Consider the following 17017-nt stretch of genomic DNA (forward strand, 5'->3'; position numbering starts at 1 on the left):
ACATTGGAGCTTTTTTGTGCTTCATAAGAGAGAGGGATGCTGAGAAAATGGTCAATTTGTATCTTCTGTGTCAACCAAATCAATTATCTCTCGAATATCGTTAATGTTTAAAGACTCTGCAATTCTAATAATGTGATTAAAGTTAATACCTTCTCTTTTGTCGTTGGCTAATTCGCTCAAAGCAGCGTGTCTAACATCAGATATCCTTGATAACTCTCTTAGTGAGATGCCATGCTTTTTTGTTAATTGAGATATTTTTACGATGACTCTCTTTCCCATAGAATCTCCCCGCCTATCTGAGTCTAAATCTTGACTATACGTATAAGCGTACCGTATAATATTTCCAAGTATGGTACGTGTATGCGTAACAGTGAAGACATATTGATTGTCCTTCTTCAAAGTATCCCGTTCCTAATTCGGGATTTTTATTAGTAAATGACGTCTACAGATATAGCTTTTCCAGAAGGGAGGGGTTGTAATGCAGCATTTGAGTCAGAAATACGAGGAGGAAAAACGCAAGCTGAATGAACTCGGACAGAGATCAATGGAGCAAGGAATTCCACTCAGCGGCAATGAAGCGGTTCAGGCTCAGAGCCGTATGGTAGATGACCTTATTGTTCAGATGTATCAAGAAAAGAACCGGTATTCAGAGGCTTGTCGTTTAAACTTCTATGATGGAGGAGATGTGGTGAGCTTTCCGGCATGGTTTGTACAAACGATGCAAGGCAGATTAAATGAGGTAACCGCACAGATCGAATACCAATCCGAGCCAAGGCTTGTTTTTGAAGAAGAGAGTAAGGCGTTTCAGGCGTTGTTTGACTCCATGGATATTGCACGTATGCCAGAGTTTGAACACTGGGAGGATAAGCTTCAACTGAAGCTCTCTGTTCTTTATGAACGTCTATATCTCCAAGGATTAAAGGATGGTATGCAGCTTGCTAATGCTTTTACTGCTCCTTCTGTTCTTTCTGATTAATGATGGGGGTTGTACAATGGATACACTTGGCGGAAGGGCATACCGTAATGGGGTCATGTTCGTGTCTGATCACTATATGGTAACAGCTACTCTCAATTCAGATGGGAGTATAGATTTTGAAGACGAGATATTACATGAATCCACAACGGATGAGGGCTCAGGTATATATAAAAGAATAGGCAGGAAGCTGGCTGATTTCCCATTTATCCGGCTTTAATGATAACTGCCGGCATGGTATTTCTGCTGTATGAAATTATTTTTGGAGCTACCGGGAAGTTCCATGCAGCCGAACATATGGCGGCTAACGCCTTTGACAGGGGCTGGAAGTTAAACGTTCCTAATGTTCAGCAACAAAGCAGAGTTCATCCTCAATGCGGAACGAATCTCGCGGTATTTATTGTATTGGTTATGATCCTTATATCCCCTATACAAATATGGTTAATAGCAAAAATTATCATCGCCTGGTCTATTGGTATGGAGATTTTTATGGTCGACCATAAGTTCTTTAATATTCTATTGAAGCCGTTTTATTGGCTTGGGGCACTGGCGCAAAGATGGTTATTCACTTCCAAGCCGCAAACGAAACATATTGAGGTCGCTATCGCCTGCTTGAAGCACTTGGAGAAGTTGGAGAAGCTTCATACCCCTTATACATAATCCCCACCCTCAAAGCTCAAACGCAGCTTCCCACACCTGCCCCTGAGCTTTTTTCTATACCCCAAAACTCCCCCTCTGGAAATCTTTCCTCCCGTCGTAATACTTTCGCCATGTTCGTTCCGCCGGATTTCAGCGAAAATAAAACCTGTAAGAAGTAGCTTTACAGCTGCACCTCTTAGCAAGTTGATAACGCCGTGCGCGTTCATCATACATTTGGTTCTTATCCGGGCGGGCGTAACGAGGCGGGGATCTCAAGAGGATCCCGCAGTGCCGGCATGTATGTTACGGTATCCTGTACCGTTCGTTTCGGTAAGAATCCCACTTGGGGTTCGATTCCCCAATCGCCTAGGGAGCGATTATTGGTATAGTACTCGATTTCCATCGAGCCACAATTGAGCAAAATCTGAGTAAGGAAACCAAGGGGCAGAATCCCAAGCGGCTACTATAGCGCACTGCGGAGGGGCTTTGCAATCCGTGGATACCGATAGTGCGGCAGCCGGGAGGCTAGGGCAAGGATAGAAGGATACGAGGGCTGGCTGAAGCAGGGTTTAGCTTTCAAATCATAATGTCCCCCGAACCTCCCGGCAGGCCGCCTGTCTCAAACGTGATTCCGCCTAGACCGCAGCGGGGTTCTGTCATCCATTGGTCAAACATGAAGGGGGCAAAATATATGTTGAAGCAAATCACGATTCAAGCGGACCAGCGCGGTCTGCTCTTTCATAAGGGAAGTTATGTGAAACGGCTGCTGCCGGGAAACTACCGGTACTTGTCCTGGTCACAGCATACGGTGACGGTGTTGAATATTGCCAAACCGTTTAGCGTCGAGGGCAAAGATCTGCAGCTGTTCATCCAGGATGAAGAACTCCTGCGGGAGCTTGATGTTGTACGGGTACAGGATCATGAGATTGTTTTACACTACGAGGACGGCCAATTTGCTCAGGTGCTGAAGCCGGGGGTGTACGCCTATTGGAACCTCCTGAAAAAGCATACCTTCGTGCATATGGACATCCGGCAGCCGGAGCTTCCGGCCGGGATCGACCGCTCGATTATAGCGAAGCTTACTCCGTATATACAGTGCAGTGAAATCGCCAGCTACGAGCTGGGCTTCCTGTTCTATGATCATATGCTTAAGCGGGAGCTTGCACCCGGTAAGTATTATTTCTGGAAGGGCCCGGTCTCAGTGCTGACGAAGACGGTCGATCTTCGACAGCAGCAGATGGATCTGATCGGCCAGGAGATGATGACAGAGGATAAGGTTACGCTGCGCCTGAACTTTGTATGCCAGTACAAGATCGTGAATCCGCAGCGAGTGCTGGAGATGAAATCCTTCAGCGAGCAGATCCATATCCAGCTTCAGCTGCTGCTCCGGGAAAATGTCGGAACGCTGAAATTGGATGATCTTCTGAAACAGAAGGAGGACGTGGCCTCCTTCATCCTGTCCCGCATTCAGGAGAAGGGAGAAGAGTTTGGGGTACGCTTCCTGGGGGCGGGCGTGAAAGACGTCATTCTGCCGGGAGAAATGAAGGACATCCTGAACACCGTCCTGCTCGCCGAGAAGAAGGCGCAGGCGAACCTGATCACCCGCCGGGAAGAGACGGCTTCGACCCGCAGCCTGCTCAATACGGCGAAGCTGATGGACGAGAATCAGACGCTGTTCCGGCTGAAGGAGCTGGAATTCCTTGAGAAGATCTGCGACAAAATCGGCTCGATCTCGGTAACAGGCGGCGGCGACCTCCTCGAGCGGTTAAGCTCGCTTGTCAGTGTTAATAAGTAGACCGCTATGTGGCGGTCTATTTCTTTTGCAGACAGAGAGAATGAACAGGGGCCCGGGCTTCGGCTGAGTCTGGTATTTTTGCAAACAGTTAATAACATAGATACTATAGAACTAAGCTTTTATTGTTAATTTAGCCAAACCCAAGGAGGGACAGCATGGACAAGAAAGCGAAAAAGATTCTAATGAATACCTTCTGGTCTTCAGCCGGCTGGAAGGGCACTCCGGGTGCTTTTGCCGGTGAGGATTTCGAATATGCCAAAGTCCAGGGGCTGATGTTCGATCCCGTAACCATCACTCACGATGAGATCATCTTACGGCTGCATGAGCTGCACCAGACGATTACCAGGGAGCGGGTAGCTGCCGCTTTTCTGCATAGTCTCTCTACGAAAAAAGTCCATCTGCGCAGTGCCCTCTCAAGCTGGGCGCTGACTTCCCGTCTGCCTGTGCATACCTATGAGCAGCGGAGTGTGGTACGGCCGAATTACAGCAGCTGCGGGGATTGCAATTTTCAAGGATTAATGTCGGGCCGCGACTATAACAATGCAGATTTGAATGTTTTGAATTTCGAACGGGTCAAGTGGGGCGGGATTCGCCTGAATTGGCTTTTATATTGCTGGCTGGATCTTGAATTATTCAGTAAGGAAGCCCCTTTGGAGAGTACTGCTGAGGATGTTGCCATACTCACCGGAATGCTCGAAGCGATTAAAGCTTGCGCAGACCATGATAGTGCGCGGATGCTGGAGAAGCGGTGGAAGGGAGTAGTTCCGTCCAGTAAGAATGAGCGGGATGTGCTGATGGAGATCTGGGGCTATGCCGGACTGCTGGTGCCGGGTGATACACCCCGGAAGCGCAGAGGCGGGAGCTCGGATTACAACTCGATGGCGGAGTGGCAGGGGGATGACGGGTACGCTCAGGAGGCGGTAGAGTTTTATTTTGGTGCGTTTATGTAAATGCACTGCGGTAGTTGATAAGAAATGCCGGTGTTAAGACCCTTCCTTGGATTGGAGGGGTCTTTCGTATGGAATTATGGCTAAAAGAACTTCACATTTCTGCCGAAATATAGGTATATAGTATCACTGTGCGTTTTCTCTTAGATGTAGATCATCTACCGGAAATCATGGAGGGGCCCATCATGACGTTATCCTATATGTATTCATTAATTTTATTTGTTGGCTTCGCTATTTATTTCATTCTGGGGATGTATATTCTGTCCCTTAATACCGGCAGCAAGCTAAACCGGCTCTATTGTCTAGCCTGTCTGTCCCTTTCCATCTGGTCCTTTTGTTTTTCAATTACTAATTCTGCACCGGATTATGAGTCGGCGATTCTTTGGCGCAGACTGGCTTCACTCGGCTATGGCACTGTGTACAGCTTACTGCTGCATTTTTTTCTGATTCTGACCGAAAGAACGGCAGTGCTGAAAAAGAAATGGATTTATGTGCTTCTGTATCTTCCGGCCGCAGTGAATGTTTTTGCATTTGGTTATAGTGACTCTGCAAAGGAGCAGTACAAGCTAATCTATACGTCAACCGGATGGGTTAACATTTCTGCCGGCGGCTGGGGGGATGTTTATTTTAACCTGTACTATATTTGCTTTACCACTGTGGGTCTGCTGCTGCTCTGGAATTGGGCAAGAAGGTCGAAGGATCCGGTTAAGAAAAAGCAGGGCTATCTCTTCATGCTGTCCTACAGTCTGGCCATGATAATAGGTACTCTAACAGACGTAATTATGAACACATATGCATCTGTTAAAATACCTCAGCTGGCGCCGGTCATTGTGCTGCTCCCGACAACGGCAATGTTCTATGCGATCAGGCGGTATGGGCTCATGGGGCTGGGCAAAAACGGAAGAGCTGAGCCTGGCAAAATCTTAAGTGATGTCAACATGGACCGATTCATTAAAATTATGTCTTTTGTCTACGTTATCGGCGGAATGCTGAATTTTGCGTCGCAGTACTTTTTTAATCAGCAGCCTCCCCGGTTTGGCTCTATTCTGTTATTCAGTCTTTTCTTTTTTGTCACCGGCCTGGTATTAACGATTATTAAACATATACCGGTTAAAGCCGATGTTAAGGAATTCGTATTCATTATCAGCATGCTGGCCTCAATCCTGCTGATTGCGCTCAACTTTGTCAATTCTGCAAGTATTACCGTATGGGCGGCTCCGTTCATTATTGTGATCCTGTCGGTTCTGTTTAACAAACGGCTAATGATCCTTTGGATAGGGATAGCCATTCTAATTACGCAAATCTATATATGGGTGAGAATGCCGGAAGCGATGGTCCGGGTGGACGGATCGGATTATCTGGCCAGGATCGGCATTCTGGGCATCACCCTTTGGCTGGCCTATTTTGTTAACCGGGTGTACATCCAACGTCTTGAGGACATCAGCTACATGGCGTATTATGATGCTCTGACAGGGTCTGCGAACCATACATTGTTCAAGAATAAGCTGGAAGAGAGTATTGGGTCTGCCGGTGAGAACGGTAAGCCTATCGGTGTTCTTTTTATAGATTTGGATTCCTTTAAAAATGTGAATGACACAATAGGACACCTCGGCGGAGATGAGATGCTGAAAGAGGTGACCGGCAGAATAGCCGGGTGTTTGGGTGAACGGGATATGGTGTCCCGTTTTGGCGGAGATGAGTTTCTGATCAAGCTGGCCGAAATAGAGAAGATAGAAGAGATCGGGGTTATTGCTGAAGCCATTATTCAAGCGATTGCGCGGCCCATGATTGTCAAAGGCCAGGAATTTTTTATTACGGCCAGTGCAGGGATCGCGGTCTACCCTGGAGATGGTGAAAGTACAGAAGAGCTGATCCGGAATGCCGATCTGGCGATGTACGCTGCCAAAGAAAAAGGCAAAAATCAGTACGCCCTATGCTCATCAGCCATGAAGCAGGAGGTATTGGAGAAAACACTGCTTACAAACAGCCTGTACCGGGCGCTGGAACGAAATGAGCTTGTTCTTTACTACCAGCCGCAGATGAGTGTGCAGACCAAAGAAATCGTGGGTCTCGAAGCGCTGGTCCGTTGGAATAACCCGGAGCTGGGCATGATTTCTCCGGCTGCCTTTATACCCCTGGCTGAGCAGACCGGGCTGATTCTTCCCATCGGCAAGTGGGTGCTTGAAACCGCATGCCGGCAGATGAAGGAGTGGCAGGCGCTGGGAGTGCTGGGGATACGCATGGCGGTGAACCTGTCGATGGTCCAGTTCCAGGACCGGAACCTGCTCAGCATTGTTGAGCGGACACTCGGTGAGACCGGCCTTGAGCCGGAGTGGCTGGAACTTGAGGTCACTGAAAGTGCTGCCGCTGACGGAGATGACTATATTATAGAGGTGCTTCATGCACTGAAGGAGATGGGTGTCAGCATCTCCATTGATGATTTTGGTTCCGGGTATTCTTCATTAAGCAGATTAAAGACTTTGCCCGTAGACCGGATCAAAATTGATATGCAGTTTGTTCGCGGCATTTCCACAGGCGACGATGATAAGGCTATAGCCAAGACGATCATTCAGCTGGCCAAAAACCTGAAGCTTCATGTCATTGCCGAGGGTGTAGAAACGGGAGAGCAATTTGCCTTTTTTGACCAGAATAAGTGCGATGAAATCCAAGGGTACTTCTTTTATAAGCCGATGCCTGCGTCAGAAATAGAGCCCATTTTGTTAGAGATGAAGCCTTTTCCTGCTTCATGAGAGCCGCTGATGCCATTCTCTGATTTTTTAACATATATATTCAATTATGGATAATCTCTTAAAACTATTACATCCATTTCTATTCTGTGTATACTTATAGCTGGGAGGTGAGCCGGGTTAACCGATTTCGGCGGAGAATGATACGTGGTCTGCTGAGAAAATAGTTTAGGAGGGAATACGTTGAAGAAAATTGTAAAAGCGTTTTCTTTGGTGATGGCATTCTTTCTGTTACATACGATTGCAATACCGGCACCTGCAGTGAGCGCAGACAGCAACCCGGTTGCATTGGAGAAGCTGACGCAGTTAAACAGCGATGATCTGCTGGATACTCTGCTTGAGAACGGACTCCAGCTGCCTGAAGGCCTGGAAAAGGATGAATACACACGTAATGCAGTGAAAGACGTTGTAACGGATATTGAGCGCGGGATCACAACGGCCGACCATATCCCGTATAATTACACGAAGCTGGTGGAGCTGGCCCAGAATATATTGACAATCTCCGGTGAACCCGGCGTTGCTGTAAGAAGCTTTGCTGCTCTGGCCAGCTATACGCTGCAGGATAGTACAGTAATCGGGGCCTGGTCGGATAACTACAGATACTATAATTGTTACGGGTATGCCATAGGCAACCAGGTGTATAAAGACCCCGGCTATCATTCCGGGAAAAGCTTTTCCTTAAGCATGGGTGTTTCAGAAATAGCAGATCTGACAGTCAGTGACCTGGATGCTCTAGGCTATTGGGGATACAAGACAACGGCGAAGCCGGCCTCCCTTGCGTATTACCAGAAGGTGGTTGCGGTCCGCAAGGGAAGCAATGACTATCATTTTATGAAGGGCGATACTTCGGGCAGCGACTGGACGCATAAACCGGCGGGAAACAGCCCGATGCGCTGGAATTATACTTCTCCGGGATATAAAGTGTGGACTAATGAGAGCTCCTACCAGAATGTTAACTATGCAGCGACCACCAGCTATTCCAGCACTATTTACTACGTTATTTACTGGGCTAAAAATGGCCCCGGCCCGCAGCCTACCAAAAAAATTCAGCCTGTCATTTAAATCCGGACCGGTGCGGGAAGAGCGGTTTTTCCCATTTAAGTTTGGTTAAAGGTATGTGTATTATGCTTTGTATAAGCCAGAAGGCAATAGTGCTTTTTGCATAATAAAAGTGACGATTGCAACTGATTATACAAGGAGTGTTCAATGATGAAAAACAACAGTCTTATCAGCATAAAAGCCATAACGTTTGCCGCGTTACTGAGTTTATCCGTCGTGGGATGCTCGAACGCGCAGAACAGCAGCGCAGCTGTTGTTACAAGTACACAAGCAGCGGCTACGCAGACGGCAGGCTCTACCGCTTCTTCCGGGACAACCTCATCCACAGAAGCTGCCGCTGCCACTACCACAACTTCTACCGGCACATCGGCCTTATTCAGTGACCGGGATCTGGAACAGACCGCGGATCTAACAGCTGCAACACAGATGAACCTGGTAAGCAATCAGGATGTGACTCTGAGTGAGGAAGGCGTATATGTCTTAAGCGGCGATGTGGACAATGTGACGGTAACCGTAGAAGCAGCTGAAGAAGCGAAAATTCAAATCGTTCTGGACGGTGTTAGCATAACCAATACGGATTCACCTGCCATTTATGTAAAAGCAGCGGATAAAGTGTTCGTTACCTCCACTGACAGTGAGAACCATATGGAGGTTACCGGAAGCTATGTGGCGGATGGGGAGACCAATCTGGATGCGGTGATTTTCTCCAGAGCCGATGTGACCCTGAACGGAACCGGAAGCCTGGATATTGTGTCGGCTCAAGGCAACGGTATCTCTTCCAAGGATGATCTCAAAATCACCGGAGGGGTGTATACCATTCAGTCCTCCGCAGATGCACTGGAAGCGAACGATGCCATTCTGATTAGCGATGGAACGGTTACCATCGATACCGGTAAGGATGCGCTGCATAGCGAAAATGAGGAAGACACTACCCTCGGGAATATCTATATTGAAGGCGGCACTTTAAACATCACCGCTGCGGATGATGCGATTACGGCGGGTAACCTTGTGCAGATCGATGGCGGCACCATTACTATTGAGACCGCTGTGGAAGGGATTGAGGGCAATAATATTATTGTGAATGACGGCCAGATCACAGTATATGCGACGGATGACGGAATCAATGCCACGCCAAAAGTGAACGATAATGCGTCCATTGAAGTCAACGGCGGTACGATTAAAGTGAGCATGGGCAGCGGTGACACGGATGCTTTTGACTCGAACGGTAATCTTTATATTAATGGCGGCGTTATTGATGTAGAAGCCACTTCCGCTTTTGATGCGGATGGTACAGCTGAATTGAACGGCGGCACGGTCACGGTTAACGGCGAACAGATCACTGAAATCACCTTGTCACGCGGAGGCGGTGGCGGCGGATTCCGGGGTGGCGCTAGCGGCGGTGGCGGGATGGGGCATTAGTATAGGAGCCGTGGCCAATACAATGACCTTGCTTAGGCAGATCATTGTCCTGAATATATAACCTTCACTACAAAAGCGTCTGAGAGATTCCTATTAATTAGGGTCTCCCAGGCGCTTTTTTTGATCATATTAAAGGAAAAATATGCAAATTGAGCGAATGATTATAGTTATAAAAAGGGGGATCAATATGATATTTGTCAGAAAAAAGCGGAATCGGGCAGTTGGCGGACAGCTTATGCACTTGTTGCAGGCTGCATTTATCTTCGTCCTGCTCACCGGAATTGTAAGTACCGGGTTATTCAGTTCAACCGGTACTGCTGTGGCAGCAGATGCAGTTGAGGGAGCCAGTTATACTTCAGACCAGCAGGAAGCCCTGAACTTCCTTAACGAGGTGCGCACCCGCGCCGGTGTTCCGCCTGTTCGATTGAATGCAGCTATTAACACGGCAGCCATCGCGCATGCTGAATTTTACAACGCCAATCAGGCAGATCTGCCTGGTCTTAGTGCCCATTCTGAAATTTCGGGAAAGCCCGGATATACGGGGAAATCGGCATTGGAACGGATGCTTGCGGCCGGCTGGGACCCGGGCAAGCGGGGATACTCCTACGGAGAGGTTATGCATTTTGGTCAAAAAAGCAGTACGGCTGCTATTCAAGGCTGGCTCGATACCGCTTATCACCGTGCCATTATATTAGACCCCGGTTACACCGAAATTGGATTTGCGCTCATCGGGGGGACGGCGGTATTGGATGCGGGAGGTCCTGGAATGAGCGAGCAGCCCAAGGTGGGGATTGCTGTGTACCCCTATGATCAGCAGCCGGATGTTCCTGTCGGATTCTATGGAGGGGAAATTCCGGATCCGCTGGCCCAGTTTGCTGCCGAATACTCTGGTTATATTATATCTGCCAAAACCGATAAAGACATGACTTCGCATACGGCAGTCTTAACTGATGAGACGGGGGCAGAGGTTCCTTATTATGAGGAAGTTAGAGGGGATGATTTATATATTTTCCCTAAAACCGTATTAAAGGGGCACCACAGATATACTGTATCGCTTAAATATCAGGTGGATGGCTCTGTGGATACCTTGGAAAAGGTATGGTCTTTTAGAACCGGAAAGGGACATGCTCTAACGCAGCTGATGCCAGGGTATAAGGAAATCGTGATAAATGAAGGTGGACAGTTCCAGCTCCATATTGAAGGCAGCTATGATGATGGGACAACTGAGATGCTGCCGGGTAATGAGGTTAAATACGCGGTTAACCAGAAGAACGGACTGAATGTCTCGGCAAGCGGTGCGATAACGGGTGTCAAATCAGGAGATTATATTCTCACCGTATCTTCAGGGGCCATATCTTCACAGGTCAAAGTAAAGGTATACCCTAAGTGGAAAACAAAGGTCTACCCTGCAGCCGACGCGGGCAAGCTGACAGACATTAAGGGAAACCAGGCACTGCCGGCTATTGAGTGGGCACTTCAGGCAGGCATTATGACCGAAGCAGGAAAAGGGCTTTTTAAACCTGAGGCAGCAGTAAGCGAGGCTGAGTTCTGGACTATGCTGCTAAGAGCTTATAATATCCATATCGAAGCTTATCAGCCTGCCACAACCAAGCATTGGGCTGACGCAGCTTATCGTATTGCCAAGGACCGTAATTTCCCGCTCGGCGGATTGTCCAATCCGTACGCAAAGGATAGCCGGATCACCCGGTTGAAGATCGCCGAGATTATTGCTGCAGCAGACGGGCTGAATTTCAAAGGCAATGACGCTGTGAAGCTCGTGCTTGGCAGGGATTATGTCAGATGTGAAACAGAGCTTTCACTCTCGGGCTATCAGGGGGATAAGGGGATTACCCGTGTTGAGGCTGCTCAAATCCTTCACTATTTGCGTCCTAAGCTCAGTGATTTGCGGGGACGGCCGGTCAGTGCAACGCCAGCCTCCAGTCTGCCGGAACTTCCTCCCAGGGAAGTGTATGTTGAGCCGGTTACATTAGAAGACCGGACATTCTTTGCGAAATTCCATGAAGACCGTACACTCACTCTAAAGGGGAAATTCGCCCAATTTGCGGGCCAAACGCTCAAGGTGAGTATGCAGACACAGGCCAAACCCCGGAAGATGCTGCCAGAGGTGACGGTAACCTTAGACAGCGAAGGAAGATTCCAGTTAGACTGCGGGCCCTATGAGCAGGATGGATTGAATTTGTATCTGAAAACGCCCAAAGGCAGCTTTTATCTGAATATACAATATAAGACGATGAATAAGTATCATTATTCCGCTTCATACAACAGCTAAGTTGTGTTCATGACCTACCTCTGCGGCTACCCTGCTATTCTTATAACAAGATGAGAACAATTGGGTAATAATGTATTATTGTTGAAGAGAGGGGAGTAGGGCACATGAAGAAAAATGCCAAAATTCTGTTCTTTGTCTTTTTGTTTGCCGTTGTTAACGTCATCCTGTTCGGCTGGGTCCTGCCGGTGGTATTTCAGTACTATCTCCACAATACATACATAAGAGGAATTACGCTGCTGCTGATTTTTAGTATTGTGGTGCTTGCCAAACGATTTACATGGAAAAACAACATCGTCTATGTCATCGCTGTATTTACACTGTTCAGCATGATGATCGACACGGCAGGCAATCCTGTTTTTAACAAACCGCTGGAGTGGATCGTTTCGCCTGTCGGGGAACTGCAGGTTATGCAGGACATCCATAATTATGCGCCCGGCGAATATGCCATTACGGATAATATTACGATTCTGAAGCAGGGTGGTGAGGTGCTGGAGCTCAGTACGGTCTGGCTGTATCTATACCGGTTCGTGCAGTATATGGTCCTGTACTCGGTTGCCGGGACGCTGCTAGGCGCCATTACCCGAATGAGGCCGCGGCGGGGGATCATGTTAACTCAGACCGCAGGAGATCAGCCTTTGACAGCAGAGCAGGAGCAGAGGGCCGCTGCAGAAATGAAGCGCAGAGGGGAAGCCGGAAATGCCCAGCACCTTCCTCCCGATGAGATCCTGGATACGGTCCGCCAGATGAAGAAGGACGGGAAGCTGATTCCGGCAATCAAGCTGGTCCGCCAGCATAGCAGTCTGTCACTGGGCGAGGCGAAGCAGTATGTGGAGCGGTTATAGGAGGGAATGAAAGGTAAAGAATACCTGTGGCTATAGGCTGCGGGTATTTTTTATGCTGCAAGTCCTTAGAAAATTTCGTCCTGATCATTTATACTGGGTAAAGTGACATTTTATCGAAGGAGCCCCGAATCCATTATGAATAAAAAAGAAGTAGCGCACATCCGCAAACAATTTAAGCTGGACCATGATTTGCTAAGCCTTTACGATATTCTGAACGTATATGTTATGAAGGAGACCAACGAGATTTATCACTGGGAGCGCCTGCCGTTCGGGCTTGTGGACCGGGAGAAGCAGGAGCTGTACATGGGCAACTTCAAAAAGCTGCTGTCCGGCGAGCTGGACCACAAGCTGTTCGAGCTGAAGTTTCAGGAGGAGGCGGAGGAGCCGGCCAAGGTGATGCTGCACCAGGGGCTGATCACAGGTGATCCGGAAGAGTGGCAGGACCTGATGCTGATGCTGGTGGACCGGATGCTGGCAGATACCAAGTATGAAAAGGACACCGTAATCACCTTCGTACGCGGACAATATCACCGGCCGACCAAAGCCAGAAATGAAGAAAGCGAAGAGAGCGAGAAGAACGAGACGTTTGCCCACCAGTTCATTCTGTGCAGCGTGAATTCCACAGAGCAGCAGCGTAAAAACCTCATGTTCGACTATGTTGAACGGGAGTTCAAGTACAATGTCATCGTGGATCCGATTGTGAAGCTGAGCTCACCGGAGCAGGGGTTCTTTTATCCGAGTGTGACGGACAATTATTCGGATGTGAACCGTGTTCTGTACTGTACGGGCAAATCAAACTACCCGGACCCGCAGTTCATTGAGCAGGTGCTGAACGCGGAGACTTCTGTAACGGCGATGGAAGAGCGGGCGTATTTCGAGGACATCGTGAAGGAGATTGCCGGTGAACATCTGGATACGACTACTATCGCCCAGGTATACGAGCAGATCCAGCAGGTCATTGAGGACGGCCAGGGTGAGGAGGAGCCGGCTACGCTGGATTTCAAAGATGTGGAACGGGTCCTGAAGGTAAGCGGCGTTGAGGATGTTACGGCGGAAAAAGTGGAGCGGGCCTTCGAAACGATCATCGACGACCGGAATTACGAGATGAAGGCCGCCAGCGTAATCCCGAAATTCACCACCAAATCAATCAAAATCGAGACCAAGGTAGCCACCATCTCCGTCAGCCCGCAGGATCTGCGGTATGTTAAGCAGGTTAATTACCAGGGCAAACGCTGCATTATGATTGAGGTTGATGAGGATGTGGTGATTGAAGGGTTTACGCTTAGTACGGAGGTTCTGTAACCCGGACAGTAGCTTGGCATTTCGACAGGCTGTATTTTGAAATTTCATCCTTTCAGTTAACCGGAGTTAACAGGAGTTAACATCAATCCATCTTTGTGGTGTACTCGGCTTAGAAACAGCGTACAATGCAAAGAGAGCCGTGCGCGAACACGACTCTCCGTTGCAACAGCCGCTTTTAAGGGCGGAGGCTTAAAACAGGATAGGCCAGAAATAGACCGCTACCTTTGACCAGGGCGGCCTATTTCTTTTGGTGGAAAGATAGAATTAACACGGGCCAGAGTCGCAAATGAAATCATTAGCGTCAATGCTTGGTATACCTCCACTGGCATCACCTGAACGCTTTCATAGAAAGCGACTTCGTAAGCATATGCTTTTCCGGGAGATTAGCCGGCCGCCCTCAAAGCCTTTCTATTGCTTTAATAGTATAGCATGCTGATTAATTGATTGGATATATTAAACAGAAATGGGACTCGCCTTGTTATGCAAGGTGAGTCCTATTTTCACTATTAATTCTATTATCCACGTAATCATTCAGTTGCTTCCCTTTTCCTCACCAAAGAATTTCGCCGCTGCCCTGCGAATAGCAATTTCCTCCTGCATATCAGCAATCAGCTTATTCTTACGCTGAATTTCTTTTTCCAGCTCGGCTAGCTGCTGCTCGTTCTGGCGCTCCTGTTCATTCTTGCCGGATGTGCTGTCTTTCCGTTGTTTGGCCACGCTTAATCCCTCCCTGCAGCATTTGTCCTACATTATCCCTCACTACACCCAGCCTGTAAACTCCAGGATCGACGCCTTCGCCGACTGCGCCTCGGACTGTGCACCCTTACGCCACTCTTTGGGCGAGGCGCCCATCAGCCGGGAGAAGCAGCGGTTAAAGCTGGAGATGGAATGAAAGCCGACCTGCTCGGAGATGGAGAGGATGGAATCATCCGTGCTTTTTAGCTGCTTGCAGGCTTCCTCGATACGTGTGCTGGTCAGAAAATCAAGCGGGGCTGTGCCCATGATTTCATGGAATTTTCTGCGGAAATGGGTGGTGCTCAGGTGGCATAGCTCGGCCAGAAAATCAATCGTAATCGGCGTCATATAGTGCTTCGTGATATACTCCAGCGCCGGAGAAATGACAAATTCCCCCTTCAGGCTCTGCTCACCGTCCTGCTCAGGCAGCGGTTCATTCGCAGAATAGATTCTCAGCAGTTCAATATAGAGCGATTGCAGTAAACCGTAGGCACTCTCCTGGTAATAAGGACGCTGCTGCTTCAGCTCCTCCACGATAGAGGTGGCCAGATAATACACCTTGGGGTGCTGTTCCTTGCTCAGGACACAATTTCGGCCCTGAACTCTCCAAAGATTAGGCTCGAAGCTGCTGTAAGCGCTTTTGAAGGAATGCTGGAACAGCTCCTCCGGTGAGAAAAAAAGATAGGACCACAAACTGGCGGAATCCTTCGAGCTGTAGGTGGTATGGGGCAGGAAGCGCGGAAGAAAGGTGATATCCCCGGCCTTAAAAGGCACGGCTTCCCCTTTAATCTCCATGATCCCGCTGTCCGAATAGCAGATGCCGATTTCCAGATGGTTATGAAAATGCAGATGCTCCGATTTGATGTCGGAGATTCTCCAGCGGTCCCCGCTCAGCAGCAGGACTGGAAACTGAATCGGCAGGCTGTAGTGGCGGTACTCGATGACGGGCTTCTTTTTTCTGGGCATATCCGAAAGGCCCCCGTTCCAATATATAGATTATTAGTTGAAGGTACACTATGGTAGCTAGAATGATAGCAAAGTGACGGGCGTAAGAGAATGGGAGAGAAATCCCAACTTTTTGCGAAATGAATTATAAATGGTCGAAATTGCGCAGGTTTGCTATGAATATGCTTAGAATATGACTATTATACACCTTACAATAGAATTCATAAAGCGTTTACAAACTGTCAGACGGCTCTCAATCGCCATTGGGGGACCGTGTGCGAAGGAGAGGGGAATTTCAATATGCTTCAACTGGATTATGATAAGGAACTGATTTTGAGCGTTATCGACAAGGTTACCAAGAAGACACTTGCTATGGACTTAACATGGGACTGGCCTTGCGGCGTTGCTTATTACGGGGTATCCAGAGCTTACAAGGTTACTGGTAACAAAGAGTACCTCGATACGCTGATCCGCTGGGCAGATGAATATATTGAGCTGGGTCTGCCGACCTGGACGGTCAACACCTGTGCGATGGGGCACATGCTGATTACGCTCTACGAAGAGACGGGCAACCAGAAATACTGGGATATTGTAATGAGCAAGGTTGATTATCTGCAAAATAGCGCACTCCGCTTCGGAGACAACGTGCTGCAGCATACCGTATCGGCAAACAATGATTTTCCTGAGCAGGCTTGGGCGGATACGCTGTTCATGGCAGCCTTCTTCCTGCTGCGTGTCGGCAGCAAGCTGAAAGACCAGACTTTGATTAACGATGCCCTGAACAATTACTACTGGCATATCAAATATCTGCAAAATCCAAGCACCGGCTTCTGGTACCACGGCTATAACAATGTGAAGCAGGATCATATGTCCGGGTTCTACTGGGGCAGAGCGAACGCGTGGGGCGCGTACACCATGTCGCAGGTTAAACCGCTGCTGAATGACTGGTACCTGTACCCGCAGTGTATGGATATCGAGTGCTCGGTAAGAGATCAGCTGGCTGCACTTAAGCTTGTCCAGACCGAAAACGGCCTCTGGCGGACTGTACTGAATGACGAGGGATCCTATGAGGAAGTGTCTGCATCCGCAGGTATTGCTGCGGCAATGGTTAACAACGGCAATCCGCTGCACACCAAATATGTTCAAAAGGCGCTTAAGGGCATTCTCGAAAACATCAGCGAAGATGGGCGTGTACTCAATGTATCCGGCGGCACTGCTGTCATGAAGGACCGTGAAGGCTACTGCAACATTCCAAAAGACTGGATCCAGGGCTGGGGCCAAGGCTTAGCGCTTGCCTTCCTGTCCGATATGATTCAATAGGAGG

Annotated in this window: 15 protein-coding genes; 12 read left to right on the forward strand and 3 right to left on the reverse strand. The window is 48.6% G+C overall.

Going from position 1 to position 17017, the window contains the following annotated elements; translation table 11 throughout:
- Positions 1 to 51: 51 nt before the first annotated feature.
- Positions 52 to 279, reverse strand: a complete 228-nt coding sequence (locus AC4G46_RS03700) for a helix-turn-helix domain-containing protein (protein WP_221800414.1) — start codon at positions 277 to 279, stop codon at positions 52 to 54.
- A gap of 199 nt (positions 280 to 478) precedes the next feature.
- Here AC4G46_RS03700 and AC4G46_RS03705 point away from each other — a divergent pair, with 199 nt between their 5' ends.
- From AC4G46_RS03705 to AC4G46_RS03755, 11 genes are all read left to right on the forward strand, one after another.
- A complete protein-coding gene (locus AC4G46_RS03705) occupies positions 479 to 976 on the forward strand; it encodes a hypothetical protein (protein WP_491126744.1) in 498 nt (165 codons plus the stop codon).
- Between the two features lie 16 nt (positions 977 to 992).
- Positions 993 to 1193: a hypothetical protein gene (locus tag AC4G46_RS03710; protein WP_491126745.1), complete on the forward strand. Its 201-nt coding sequence runs from the start codon at positions 993 to 995 to the stop codon at positions 1191 to 1193.
- Positions 1193 to 1633, forward strand: coding sequence for a DUF1385 domain-containing protein (locus AC4G46_RS03715; protein WP_491126746.1), 441 nt, complete (start codon positions 1193 to 1195; stop codon positions 1631 to 1633). The genes AC4G46_RS03710 and AC4G46_RS03715 overlap by 1 nt, the downstream gene beginning before the upstream one ends.
- 670 nt (positions 1634 to 2303) lie before the next feature.
- Positions 2304 to 3407: a slipin family protein gene (locus AC4G46_RS03720; protein WP_491126747.1), complete on the forward strand. Its 1104-nt coding sequence runs from the start codon at positions 2304 to 2306 to the stop codon at positions 3405 to 3407.
- 155 nt (positions 3408 to 3562) lie between these two features.
- Positions 3563 to 4357, forward strand: coding sequence for a hypothetical protein (locus tag AC4G46_RS03725; RefSeq protein ID WP_491126748.1), 795 nt, complete (start codon positions 3563 to 3565; stop codon positions 4355 to 4357).
- A 182-nt stretch (positions 4358 to 4539) separates the two neighbouring features.
- A complete protein-coding gene (locus AC4G46_RS03730) occupies positions 4540 to 7104 on the forward strand; it encodes an EAL domain-containing protein (RefSeq protein WP_491126749.1) in 2565 nt (854 codons plus the stop codon).
- A gap of 180 nt (positions 7105 to 7284) precedes the next feature.
- On the forward strand, positions 7285 to 8163 hold the full coding sequence (locus AC4G46_RS03735; protein ID WP_491126750.1) for a hypothetical protein: 879 nt from the start codon (positions 7285 to 7287) through the stop codon (positions 8161 to 8163).
- Positions 8164 to 8307: 144 nt separating this feature from the next.
- Entirely contained in the window at positions 8308 to 9579 is a 1272-nt protein-coding gene (locus tag AC4G46_RS03740) for a carbohydrate-binding domain-containing protein (RefSeq protein ID WP_491126751.1), read from the forward strand.
- Between the two features lie 187 nt (positions 9580 to 9766).
- Positions 9767 to 11869 (forward strand): CAP and S-layer homology domain-containing protein, encoded by a 2103-nt coding sequence (locus AC4G46_RS03745; protein ID WP_491126752.1) that lies wholly within the window; start codon positions 9767 to 9769, stop codon positions 11867 to 11869.
- 104 nt (positions 11870 to 11973) lie between these two features.
- The gene (locus tag AC4G46_RS03750) at positions 11974 to 12711 is read left to right on the forward strand and encodes a hypothetical protein (RefSeq protein WP_491126753.1); all 738 of its coding nucleotides are present in this window, start codon (positions 11974 to 11976) and stop codon (positions 12709 to 12711) included.
- A 135-nt stretch (positions 12712 to 12846) separates the two neighbouring features.
- Positions 12847 to 14013 (forward strand): DUF4317 domain-containing protein, encoded by a 1167-nt coding sequence (locus AC4G46_RS03755; RefSeq protein WP_491126754.1) that lies wholly within the window; start codon positions 12847 to 12849, stop codon positions 14011 to 14013.
- 531 nt (positions 14014 to 14544) lie between these two features.
- Here AC4G46_RS03755 and AC4G46_RS03760 read toward each other — a convergent pair.
- Complete coding sequence (locus AC4G46_RS03760) at positions 14545 to 14730, reverse strand: hypothetical protein (RefSeq protein ID WP_491126755.1); 186 nt, start codon at positions 14728 to 14730, stop codon at positions 14545 to 14547.
- Between the two features lie 42 nt (positions 14731 to 14772).
- Positions 14773 to 15714, reverse strand: a complete 942-nt coding sequence (locus tag AC4G46_RS03765; RefSeq protein WP_491126756.1) for a helix-turn-helix domain-containing protein — start codon at positions 15712 to 15714, stop codon at positions 14773 to 14775.
- Between the two features lie 279 nt (positions 15715 to 15993).
- Between AC4G46_RS03765 and AC4G46_RS03770 the strand changes: the two genes are divergently transcribed.
- Positions 15994 to 17013, forward strand: coding sequence for a glycoside hydrolase family 88/105 protein (locus AC4G46_RS03770; RefSeq protein WP_491126757.1), 1020 nt, complete (start codon positions 15994 to 15996; stop codon positions 17011 to 17013).
- The last annotated feature ends 4 nt before the right edge of the window (positions 17014 to 17017 follow it).

The organism is Paenibacillus sp. fava2, assembly GCF_058313675.1.

What these genes read in the sequence shown, in the direction of transcription:
- AC4G46_RS03700 (WP_221800414.1), bottom strand. Translation starts at nt 279, where the DNA reads ATGGGAAAGAGAGTCATCGTAAAAATATCTCAATTAACAAAAAAGCAT.
- AC4G46_RS03770 (WP_491126757.1), top strand. Translation starts at nt 15,994, where the DNA reads ATGCTTCAACTGGATTATGATAAGGAACTGATTTTGAGCGTTATCGAC.
- AC4G46_RS03720 (WP_491126747.1), top strand. Translation starts at nt 2,304, where the DNA reads ATGTTGAAGCAAATCACGATTCAAGCGGACCAGCGCGGTCTGCTCTTT.
- AC4G46_RS03755 (WP_491126754.1), top strand. Translation starts at nt 12,847, where the DNA reads ATGAATAAAAAAGAAGTAGCGCACATCCGCAAACAATTTAAGCTGGAC.
- AC4G46_RS03730 (WP_491126749.1), top strand. Translation starts at nt 4,540, where the DNA reads ATGACGTTATCCTATATGTATTCATTAATTTTATTTGTTGGCTTCGCT.
- AC4G46_RS03740 (WP_491126751.1), top strand. Translation starts at nt 8,308, where the DNA reads ATGATGAAAAACAACAGTCTTATCAGCATAAAAGCCATAACGTTTGCC.
- AC4G46_RS03710 (WP_491126745.1), top strand. Translation starts at nt 993, where the DNA reads ATGGATACACTTGGCGGAAGGGCATACCGTAATGGGGTCATGTTCGTG.
- AC4G46_RS03705 (WP_491126744.1), top strand. Translation starts at nt 479, where the DNA reads ATGCAGCATTTGAGTCAGAAATACGAGGAGGAAAAACGCAAGCTGAAT.
- AC4G46_RS03715 (WP_491126746.1), top strand. Translation starts at nt 1,193, where the DNA reads ATGATAACTGCCGGCATGGTATTTCTGCTGTATGAAATTATTTTTGGA.
- AC4G46_RS03765 (WP_491126756.1), bottom strand. Translation starts at nt 15,714, where the DNA reads ATGCCCAGAAAAAAGAAGCCCGTCATCGAGTACCGCCACTACAGCCTG.
- AC4G46_RS03725 (WP_491126748.1), top strand. Translation starts at nt 3,563, where the DNA reads ATGGACAAGAAAGCGAAAAAGATTCTAATGAATACCTTCTGGTCTTCA.
- AC4G46_RS03750 (WP_491126753.1), top strand. Translation starts at nt 11,974, where the DNA reads ATGAAGAAAAATGCCAAAATTCTGTTCTTTGTCTTTTTGTTTGCCGTT.
- AC4G46_RS03745 (WP_491126752.1), top strand. Translation starts at nt 9,767, where the DNA reads ATGATATTTGTCAGAAAAAAGCGGAATCGGGCAGTTGGCGGACAGCTT.